The organism is Acinetobacter sp. KAM396 (assembly GCF_021602765.1).
GTDB lineage: Bacteria > Pseudomonadota > Gammaproteobacteria > Pseudomonadales > Moraxellaceae > Acinetobacter > Acinetobacter towneri_A.
In genome coordinates this window covers 1-8,764 of the sequence record NZ_BPPH01000051.1, presented here as the reverse complement: position 1 = coordinate 8,764, position 8,764 = coordinate 1, and the positions used below count along the sequence as shown (strand labels likewise).

At 37.1% G+C, this 8,764-nt stretch carries 11 protein-coding genes, 5 pseudogenes and 1 other annotated feature; of the genes and pseudogenes, 11 read left to right on the top strand and 5 right to left on the bottom strand.

The genetic code is table 11. The features are described from left to right. From L6C30_RS13870 to L6C30_RS13855, 4 genes and pseudogenes are all read left to right on the top strand, one after another. On the top strand, positions 1-265 hold a 265-nt coding region (locus tag L6C30_RS13870; protein ID WP_236163294.1), incomplete at its 5' end, for an integrase core domain-containing protein. Positions 266-436: 171 nt separating this feature from the next. Further along, a complete protein-coding gene (locus L6C30_RS13865) occupies positions 437-772 on the top strand; it encodes a hypothetical protein (protein WP_002125021.1) in 336 nt (111 codons plus the stop codon). A 69-nt stretch (positions 773-841) separates the two neighbouring features. Further along, on the top strand, positions 842-1,021 hold the full coding sequence (locus tag L6C30_RS13860) for a hypothetical protein (protein ID WP_026441249.1): 180 nt from the start codon (positions 842-844) through the stop codon (positions 1,019-1,021). Further along, positions 1,018-1,403: pseudogene (locus L6C30_RS13855) on the top strand (type II toxin-antitoxin system death-on-curing family toxin). Before L6C30_RS13860 ends, L6C30_RS13855 begins: the two are co-directional and overlap by 4 nt. Before the next feature lies 1 nt (position 1,404). Here the strand turns inward: L6C30_RS13855 and L6C30_RS13850 are convergent. Next, positions 1,405-1,965 carry a macro domain-containing protein gene (locus tag L6C30_RS13850; RefSeq protein ID WP_002125033.1) on the bottom strand — a complete coding sequence of 187 codons (561 nt, stop codon included), beginning with the start codon at positions 1,963-1,965 and terminating at the stop codon, positions 1,405-1,407. Positions 1,966-2,018: 53 nt separating this feature from the next. On the opposite strand from L6C30_RS13850, the gene L6C30_RS13845 reads away from it, so the two are divergent. From L6C30_RS13845 to L6C30_RS13830, 4 genes are all read left to right on the top strand, one after another. Next, positions 2,019-2,534, top strand: a complete 516-nt coding sequence (locus tag L6C30_RS13845; protein WP_139853762.1) for a hypothetical protein — start codon at positions 2,019-2,021, stop codon at positions 2,532-2,534. A 109-nt stretch (positions 2,535-2,643) separates the two neighbouring features. Further along, positions 2,644-2,946 (top strand): BrnT family toxin, encoded by a 303-nt coding sequence (locus L6C30_RS13840; protein WP_139853761.1) that lies wholly within the window; start codon positions 2,644-2,646, stop codon positions 2,944-2,946. Next, positions 2,918-3,226 carry a BrnA antitoxin family protein gene (locus L6C30_RS13835; protein ID WP_004676270.1) on the top strand — a complete coding sequence of 103 codons (309 nt, stop codon included), beginning with the start codon at positions 2,918-2,920 and terminating at the stop codon, positions 3,224-3,226. Before L6C30_RS13840 ends, L6C30_RS13835 begins: the two co-directional genes overlap by 29 nt. A 71-nt stretch (positions 3,227-3,297) precedes the next feature. Then, positions 3,298-3,603 carry a hypothetical protein gene (locus L6C30_RS13830; protein ID WP_139853760.1) on the top strand — a complete coding sequence of 102 codons (306 nt, stop codon included), beginning with the start codon at positions 3,298-3,300 and terminating at the stop codon, positions 3,601-3,603. Positions 3,604-3,732: 129 nt separating this feature from the next. Here L6C30_RS13830 and L6C30_RS13825 read toward each other — a convergent pair. The 3 pseudogenes from L6C30_RS13825 to L6C30_RS13815 all read right to left on the bottom strand — a co-directional run. Beyond that, positions 3,733-3,930: pseudogene (locus tag L6C30_RS13825) on the bottom strand (MarR family transcriptional regulator); the annotation flags it as partial. A 35-nt stretch (positions 3,931-3,965) separates the two neighbouring features. Next, positions 3,966-5,196: pseudogene (locus L6C30_RS13820) on the bottom strand (IS3 family transposase). Next, positions 4,805-4,921, bottom strand: a sequence feature (AL1L pseudoknot). It overlaps the preceding pseudogene by 117 nt. A gap of 49 nt (positions 5,197-5,245) precedes the next feature. Next, positions 5,246-5,815, bottom strand: a pseudogene (locus L6C30_RS13815) (helix-turn-helix domain-containing protein); the annotation flags it as partial. Positions 5,816-5,994: 179 nt separating this feature from the next. Between L6C30_RS13815 and L6C30_RS13810 the strand changes: the two are divergent. From L6C30_RS13810 to L6C30_RS13800, 3 genes are all read left to right on the top strand, one after another. Beyond that, positions 5,995-6,522 carry a plasmid pRiA4b ORF-3 family protein gene (locus L6C30_RS13810; RefSeq protein ID WP_000537572.1) on the top strand — a complete coding sequence of 176 codons (528 nt, stop codon included), beginning with the start codon at positions 5,995-5,997 and terminating at the stop codon, positions 6,520-6,522. Positions 6,523-6,627: 105 nt separating this feature from the next. Next, on the top strand, positions 6,628-6,876 hold the full coding sequence (locus tag L6C30_RS13805) for a type II toxin-antitoxin system HicA family toxin (RefSeq protein ID WP_044425274.1): 249 nt from the start codon (positions 6,628-6,630) through the stop codon (positions 6,874-6,876). Further along, entirely contained in the window at positions 6,873-7,208 is a 336-nt protein-coding gene (locus L6C30_RS13800; RefSeq protein ID WP_035270373.1) for a type II toxin-antitoxin system HicB family antitoxin, read from the top strand. The genes L6C30_RS13805 and L6C30_RS13800 overlap by 4 nt, the downstream gene beginning before the upstream one ends. A gap of 150 nt (positions 7,209-7,358) precedes the next feature. On the opposite strand, the pseudogene L6C30_RS13795 reads toward L6C30_RS13800, so the two are convergent. After that, positions 7,359-8,654: pseudogene (locus L6C30_RS13795) on the bottom strand (SulP family inorganic anion transporter); the annotation flags it as partial. Between the last annotated feature and the right edge of the window lie 110 nt (positions 8,655-8,764).

Sequence of the window (8,764 nt, the reverse complement as noted above, 5' to 3'; positions counted from 1 at the left end):
TAATGGTCCCGAATTTATCAGTCACGAATTTGTGCGCTGGGCTACTGAGCACGGTATTCGTATTGAATATATTCAACCGGGTAAGCCACAGCAGAATGCGTATATTGAACGTTATAATCGGACTATACGTTATAGCTGGCTAAGCAAGCATCTATTTGACACACTGGAAGAAGTACAAGATTATGCAACAAACTGGTTGTGGCATTACAACCATGAAAGACCACACCAAGCAAACAAAGGAAGGCCACCTCTAATGGCTGCTTAACCTCTACTTTTAACTTCGGTTATTTATGGGAGGATTACCGACAGGAGTTATACCTAAACACCCAATATGAAAAAGCCCGACAGGATGTCGGGCTTTTTTATTGTCTGAATATTTTCGGATAATTCGTATTATATTAATTTTAGTTGAACTTAAAACTAGGCATAAAGACAAATGAAAATAGGGATCTTTTGGTACTGGAATAATCAAGTCATTGGTATTGCACATTCCTTTAATATTACGAAAGCAGACTCTATTGGCCTGATTGATAGCCCATATACACATATTGAATATTGGATTACATTGCAAGAAAAGTATTCTGAACTACAAAACTATGAGTATGAACAGATCCCAAGAGGTCGAGTAATTTTTGATACCAACAAAGAAAAATCAATTATTTATTTGGATAAGACATTGTTATATAAATCAAAAATTAATAAAGTCTATGATTTTTTTAATTTAAATCCAGAACAATCGGTGCTAAAAAAAGACTCACACTATCAAATTTGACCAACACTACTGTTAGATCAACAAACTTGCGTTAAAATACACACGATCACTCTTAGAATGGTAAGCGATATGAGAAAACGTCTTAAAGATTATAATATTGAACAAGTATCTAGTCGTGAAAAGGTTTCTGGACAAGTTTTACCTATAAAGTTTAGTAATGATGAAGCAACTAAACGAGTTGTTATGCATAGTGCTAGACGAGTGATCCAGCAACATAAAGCAGAAATACAAGAGTTAGCTTATAAATGAGCTTGATTAGTTCGACATTCGTAATTGCTGTACATGACGAGATTTTGCTTCAAACAGGTGTAGGTCGATCTGGTTGCCAGATTGAGAAACTGGAAAGCGTCCTAAACCGTATAGATCAGCAAATGTATTACAGTAATGTGAGTGATATCTTTGAAATTGCTGCATGGTTTGGTATTGCAATTTCTAAAGGGCATGCATTTGTCGATGGAAATAAAAGAACAGGGCTAGGGTGATGCTAACTTATCTTGAAATCCAAGGTGTGACCATTTAAGAACACACGGGTTTAGATGATTTAATGGTTGATATCGTTGAATCCCAAGAAGATCATGAGCTTTTAGCCAAACTGGTAGCAGGATTCTTATATGAGCTATCTATAATTTAATTTATTCAATCTGTATTTTTATTTTTGGGTCGTTAATGTTAGAAAGTATCTCCTTATAAATTAAATAGTTTTCATCATCTCGGCATACAAAAAATACTTCTTCAACACAGTCATATTGGGGAAGTGTTGAAAGTATGGTACCAATTGCAATTTCGGCTGCCAGTTGGCGAGGAAAACCATAAACACCTGTACTGATGTTTGGAAAAGAAATAGTTTTTACACCAACATGGTTAGCTTTCATAATCGCATTACTATAAGCATCACAAAGCAATTGTGGCTCATTACGCTCACCATCTAACCATCTTGGCCCAACAGCATGAATAAGATATTGGGCAGGCAGGTTTCCAGCAGTAGTAACTTCTGCTTGTCCAGTTGAACACCCGCCTTTTTCTTGATGAAGTTGAATACATTCAGTCTTCATCAAAGGTCCTGCTTTTTTATGAATGATATAATCAAGCCCACTGCCACCAAGCAAAGACTTATTCGCTGAATTAACGATAGCCTGTACAGCGAATGTTGTAATATCTGTTTGGATTAAAATAACTTTCTTAAGATTACTCATTTTATCACTATAATAAAATCGCTAAGGTAGCAGTAATTTTTTGGAAAACCAACATGACTGAAAAAGAACATATTAATCAATATATTAAGAGCACGTGTGATTTAATCATTCAACATGTAAAAAACATTATCACTCTTCAAGAAAACATTAATAAACCATGGGGATATAGCTCCAGATTAATGGAGCATTTATTTCATCCAGAAAATGAACTGCTTTTTAAAGGATACTCAAAGAATATTTTTAATAATAAATCAGCAATGGCTATTAAGCCATGGAAAGAACATATTGTTCCCATGGCTTATGTCTTTAACAACTTATGGGTATTAATTGAAAGCAATGAATTATCAGATGCTGAACTCTCCAAAATTCTACAAAGAAATCTTGGTGTAGCCCATATTTCCTATGAAGAACAGAAAAAGTTAGATGCTAAATTTTCAGGATTAAAAACAAATATGCCTAATGGATGGTGTTTGAAAACAGGTGATCCTATAGATCGTTTAAAAGCAGTTGGTATTGAATTAGTTGATGAAAATGGGGTTGAAATTCAATCTTTAATTACCCCTATTTAACATAAAATCTCTTATGCGCAGTTCTGGTGTTATTCACCAATTAAAATGTCCAGTTTTTCAAAAATACAAAAATGTAGTAACATTATTGTATGTAAATTGGTACTAATCTATGAGCATGGAATTTGAATGGGATGAGGCGAAAAATAAGAGCAATCAGAAAAAGCATAAGATCAGCTTTGAAACTGCATTGCATATTTTTAAAGATCCATTCTTGTTAAGTAAGCAAGGCCGCTTTGAGAATGGTGAATGTCGATGGCAGGCTTTAGGGAGCATCCGGGGAGAGACTGTAGTGCTAGTTGCCCATACCTCTCACTTCGAAGATATAACCGAAGTTGTCCGTATCATTTCAGCCCGAAAAGCCACATCACAGGAGAAAAGAGCGTATGAGCAAAATCGTTCGTTACAAACTTGAAGAATTGACTGAATTAACTGACAAGCAAATGGCTGAAATTGAAGCATTGGCAAAACGTCCAGACAATGAAATAGACTTTTCAGACATCCCTGAGCTAGATGAAAGCTTTTGGCAAAATGCAGTCCGTAATCCCTACTACAAACCAGTCAAGAAATCGACCACTGTTCGGATTGATGCTGATGTCATGCAGTGGCTTAAATCCCAGGGCAAAGGCTATCAGACCCGAATGAATAAAATTCTACGTGAAGCAATGCTAAAAGAACTGAAAAACCATTCCTAATTTTACAGGATTAAAAACAATGAACTACTTTGCACAGGATCCCTTCTAGGTAATGTTACCTAGGAGGAATCATGAAAAAACTGAAATATCAGTATAAACAATCAGTACACAGCAACCCACACGATTACTTTTGGCAGATTTACCCCAATGTCAGAAGTTCGATGTTTAAAGAATTTAGTACGCACCAAGAGCGAAGTTTCTATTTTCTGCACGTTATTGAATACAAAAACTATCCGCTTAAAATTCGTGTTGCACGTGGTGCTGGCTTACCTCATGTTTGGGATGATTTTCCAAGCTATGTCTATAAAGTTGCCAAAAGCTGGAAGCACAATTCCAGAAGACAGCATCAGTACTACAAAGAACATGAGCAAAAATAAAAAATGAGGGCATAACGCCCTCTATAGATATATTTTTTTGACTTCGTATAAGGTGTATTATGTTTATTTTAGAAAAACTAATTGATTCTTGAAAGTAAACAGGCTTCCATTATCAGATATTAAGAGGTCTCAAATTCTTTCTGATAATAGATTAACTAATACTTTTAATTCATCTCGTAATTGATTTAAGTTATCAAACTCAATGTTCTTGGTAAGCTCTTTAGGAATCTTTTCTGCTTCAGCAGATAAGTCTCGCCCTTTATCTTTTAATGAAATAAGAACTCGTCTTTCATCATTAGGATCACGTGATCGATTAATTAGACCTGAACCGTACCGGGTTTGTCGGAGACTTTTTATTTAAGTTAGGCCACCTGACCTAACGGATTAATCTTATCATAGTACATTGCTTCAAACTCAAAAGGCGATACATAACCCAGTGCACCGTGTACACGCTTTTTGTTGAACCAATCTACCCAATTTAATGTCGCAAGTTGTACATCTGCTAAACCTTGCCAATCTGCTTTTAAATATTCAATCACCTCTGTTTTGTATAAGCCATTCACCGTTTCAGCCAGAGCATTATCGTATGAATCACCCGTTGTACCGACTGATGCTCGTAAATTTGCTGCTTCTAAACGATTGGTATAGCGAATAGAAAGATATTGAACACCTCTATCTGAATGATGAATTACATTCTTTGGCATGCCTCGATCGTGCAATGCTTGCTCCAATGCATCGAGCACCATATCTGTATTCATCCGTGTAGATACTTTCCATCCAACAATTGCTCGTGAGAACACATCAATAATAAATGCGGTGTAGACCCAGCCAGAATTGGTTTGAATATACGTAAAGTCACTGACCTGAGCACTGCTTCGCAAGGGTCAGGTCGATCAGCACTAAAATTCCGTTTCACTAAATCACCTGCCCGTTTTTGATCATCTCGGCTGCGGGTAGTTTGTTTGTTCTTACCACGCCAAACACCTTGTATATCTAGCTTTTGCATCAATCGAGCAACTGTACAACGTGCAATAACATAACCCTCACGTTTCAATTGTTGCCAAACTTTACGTACACCATATCGACCTGAACTTTCTTTCCAAATACGTTTGATTTGCTCTGCATGATGTAAATCATGCAGAGCACGTTTCGCTCGATGTTCTGGGTTATCAACGAGATCTAAAGCCCGATAATAGGTCGAAGCTGCAATCGGTAAAATTCTACAAATCGCTTCAACACCATATCGATCTTTATTGTTATGGATAAAATCCACCATTATTTGTGTGAGCGGTCGAGCTCCGCCTGGGCGAAAAAAGCGGCTGCTTTGCGTAGAATTTCATTGGCACGCTTTAATTCTTTAATTTCACGTTCCATTTGCTTCATTTTTTCTTGGTCAGATACCTGTTGTACTTTGGCGGGATTTTGTTGATCTAAGTATTTTTGATACCAAACACGTAGTGTTTCAGGAGTACAGCCAATTTTAGGAGCAATAGCTGTGATTGCTGCCCAAGTAGAAGGATAATCTTTTTCAGATTCAATTAGTAATTGAACCGCTCTTTCTCTAATTTCGGGGGTATAGTTTGGTTTTTTCATCGGAATAGTCTCTCAGAATATTGACTCTCCGACAAACCCGGTACGGTTCATACAAGCGTGTTGAAATCATATAATCAAAGGCTGATTCTGATTCACAGAAGCGTAAATGCTGCAATTTTCCTGTAGCATCATCGATAAACACCAGCAGACAGCATTTAGCAGCGCGTCCTTCAAACCAGTCATGATATGAGCCATCAATTTGGATCAGTTCACCAAAGCAATCCCGGTTGTAACGAGGCTGATACGGGCGTTTCAGGCGCTTGGATCGAGGAATCCATAAGTCAGCTGCAATCATCCAGGAACGCAGGGTTTCTACTGAAAGATCGAATCCATGTACGGTGGTGAGCTTTTCATGCGCTAAAGTGGGTCCGAAACCATGGAGTTGGTCAGAAACAATATTGAGGCACTTGAGTCTGAGTTCTTCAGGAAGTTTGGAATTGCTGATTTGGCCACGACCGGCATGGGCTAATGCAGCGGGACCTTGAGCTTTGTATTTCTGCAGTAAGCGTCTGATCTGACGTTCTGAAATATGAAGTAGCTGAGCAGCCTGGGATTGAGTTATGCGTTGATCGCAGATTTCCTGCAAGACCGACAATCGTTTAAGTTCTTTATCCGACATAGACACCAACATAACAAACCGTCCGCTAACGAAATTGCAAAAGTGCATATTCTAAAAGCGGACATTTTTACTTTGGAGAAACCGAACATTTCTACTTGGGGCTTACAGATGCGTTTCGTATAAGCTCTATTATGTTAATTTTAGATTTACTAAAACTATTTTTTGAGAACTAGGCTGTTATGGGAACTGTAAAGCTCAAATCTTCTGATGAAGTTTTTCAATTAAAAATTAGTCTGCTAGGTAGTGATCCTGAAATCTGGAGAACTATTCAAATTTCATCGGCAGCTACTTTATCTAGGCTCCATAAGGCAATTCAATCTGCTTTTGATTGGGAAGATAGCCATTTACATGAATTCACGACTATTAAGCATGAAAAGATCAATAAAAGACAAAAATTGAAAGAAGTTCTACGTGTAGGTAAAAAAATTATATATACATATGATTTTGGCGATTGTTGGGAACATTTGATTACTGTAGAAAGCAGACAATCTCCTGATTTAAATAAAAAATATCCATGTTGTATAGATGGTCAAAATCATGCTCCATTTGAAGATATTGGAGGAATTTTTGGATATCTTGATATTTTAGATGCATTACAAGACCCCAAACATCCAAGATATGACGATTACATGCAAATTATCGAGGATGAAATAGGAGAGATAGAGTTTGATCCGACCTACTTTAATTCACATGATATTAAGTTTTAAACCTGATTTAACATAAGGGCTGTTACACGAAATTGCAACTAAATATAGTTGCAATTATTATTTAAAAGTAACTATACTTAGTTGCAATAGCAGTAGGGCTGAAGTATGGGTAAAACGGAAAAGTTACTGGAAAAATTTGGAAATTCAAAAAATACATTTCCGTATAAAGATTTAGTCGTTTTACTGAATCAGCTAGGCTATGAAAAATTTGAAATGGCAGGCTCTCGTGTCCGTTTTTTTAATACGAAAACTGAACACATGATTTTACTGCACAGGCCACACCCTGAAAATGAAATCAAAGGTGGGGCTTTGAAATCTGTAAAACAGGCACTCAAGCAGGAGGGATTTTTATGAGCTATTTAAAATACAAAGGTTATCTAGGTACAATTGAACCTGATCTTGAAACAGGTGAGTTATTTGGAAAGCTTGCATTTATCCGTGATCTCATCACTTATGAAGCAGAAACATTAAAAACTCTTGAACAAGCTTTTCAGGAATCTGTCGATGGATATTTAGAGTCTTGTGCTGAATTAGGTAAAAAACCCGATCAGCCATTCAAAGGTACATTTAATGTCCGTATTAGTCCTGAGTTACACCGTAAAGCTGTTTTAGCATCAAGTGATAATTCTCTTAATGCTTTTGTAAGCGATGCGATTCAAGAGAAATTAATGCGTTTAGGTGCTTAATTTATTGAAGCCTAGATTGACATCTAAAAATTGAAAAAAATTAGTAAAAAAGGGAGCTTACAGCTCCCTTTTTTGCTCCCTTTTTTGATTTCGCATAAGGTGTATTATGTTAATTTTAGAAATTCTATATAAATATAGAATTTTTAAAACTTAAATTCTGGCATGTGTCCCATACTTATCAATCATGATCGAACTGGCTTCATTTAGACCACGTACTGTGACATTCGCACCATTCTTTTGAAATTTATTTACAACAGAATCAAGCATGGCGACTGATGTTACATCCCAAATGTGAGAATGGGTCAAATCAATAATCACCTCCTTTACATCCTCTTTAAAGTCAAAACCTTGCATGAACTTTTCAGAAGAACTAAAGAAGATCTGACCTCTCAAATCATATAGACGAGCTGTCCCCTCAAAAGAAGCACTGACCTGAATATCATTTTCTAGTTTATTGGCCAAGAATAAAGCTGAAAGCAGTACACCTGTTAATACCCCTAACGCCAAGTTATGCGTAGCTACCACCACAATCACCGTTGCAATCATCACGACGTTGCTACTTTTAGGATTGTCCTTTAATTGGGTGACAGAACTCCATTCAAAGGTACTGATCGAGACCATGATCATCACCGCTACCAATGCAGCCATTGGAATCACTTTGAGCCAGTCACTAATAAATACAACCAGAATAAGAAGAAAAATACCCGCAGAGAATGTTGATAAGCGTGTCAGACCACCTGACTTCACGTTAATCATAGATTGACCGATCATGGCACAACCTGCCATACCACCCATGAAGCCAGAGGCAATATTTGCAATACCTTGTCCTTTACATTCCTGATGCTTATCACTTGGTGTATCTGTCATTTCATCGACAATAGTTGCTGTCATCATAGACTCAAGTAAACCTACGGCTGCCAGTGCAACTGAATACGGCAAAATGATCATCAATGTTTCAAAATTTAGAGGAATATTCGGGACCAAGAACATTGGAAGTGTGTCAGGTAATGCTCCCATATCTCCAACAGTCCGTACATCAATTCCTAGGGCTATTGCTAACAATGTAATAGCAATGATGCAAACAAGTGGAGAAGGAAATAATTTTCCTAATTTTGGAATTAAAGGAAATAGATAAATAATCGCTAAGCCTAAAGCAACCAAAGCATATACATGCCAAGTTACATTCATCAGTTCGGGTAGCTGAGCCATAAAAATTAAGATGGCCAACGCATTTACGAAGCCAATCACTACAGATTTAGAGACAAAGCGCATTAGCTTAGCCAATTTCAGGTAACCTGCTAATATTTGAATGACACCAGTTAAAATCGTTGCAGCAAGCAGATATTCAAGCCCATGTTCTTTGACCAATGTGACCATAAGCAGTGCCATCGCACCTGTGGCTGCTGAAATCATAGCTGGACGACCGCCAACAAAAGAAATAACGACGTAAGCGTCCGCTGAACACACCTTATGAATTCATCCTATAAGCCTTAATTTAGTCCCCACTTAAAAACAAGTGGGGACTAAAATTTATGACTACAAATCACCAGACATCC

Bases quoted from the DNA above. Each gene is read 5' to 3' on its own strand.
- L6C30_RS13845 (WP_139853762.1), top strand. From the start codon at position 2,019: ATGACTGAAAAAGAACATATTAATCAATATATTAAGAGCACGTGTGAT.
- L6C30_RS13860 (WP_026441249.1), top strand. From the start codon at position 842: ATGAGAAAACGTCTTAAAGATTATAATATTGAACAAGTATCTAGTCGT.
- L6C30_RS13835 (WP_004676270.1), top strand. From the start codon at position 2,918: ATGAGCAAAATCGTTCGTTACAAACTTGAAGAATTGACTGAATTAACT.
- L6C30_RS13810 (WP_000537572.1), top strand. From the start codon at position 5,995: ATGGGAACTGTAAAGCTCAAATCTTCTGATGAAGTTTTTCAATTAAAA.
- L6C30_RS13805 (WP_044425274.1), top strand. From the start codon at position 6,628: ATGGGTAAAACGGAAAAGTTACTGGAAAAATTTGGAAATTCAAAAAAT.
- L6C30_RS13840 (WP_139853761.1), top strand. From the start codon at position 2,644: ATGAGCATGGAATTTGAATGGGATGAGGCGAAAAATAAGAGCAATCAG.
- L6C30_RS13850 (WP_002125033.1), bottom strand. From the start codon at position 1,965: ATGAGTAATCTTAAGAAAGTTATTTTAATCCAAACAGATATTACAACA.
- L6C30_RS13830 (WP_139853760.1), top strand. From the start codon at position 3,298: ATGAAAAAACTGAAATATCAGTATAAACAATCAGTACACAGCAACCCA.
- L6C30_RS13865 (WP_002125021.1), top strand. From the start codon at position 437: ATGAAAATAGGGATCTTTTGGTACTGGAATAATCAAGTCATTGGTATT.
- L6C30_RS13800 (WP_035270373.1), top strand. From the start codon at position 6,873: ATGAGCTATTTAAAATACAAAGGTTATCTAGGTACAATTGAACCTGAT.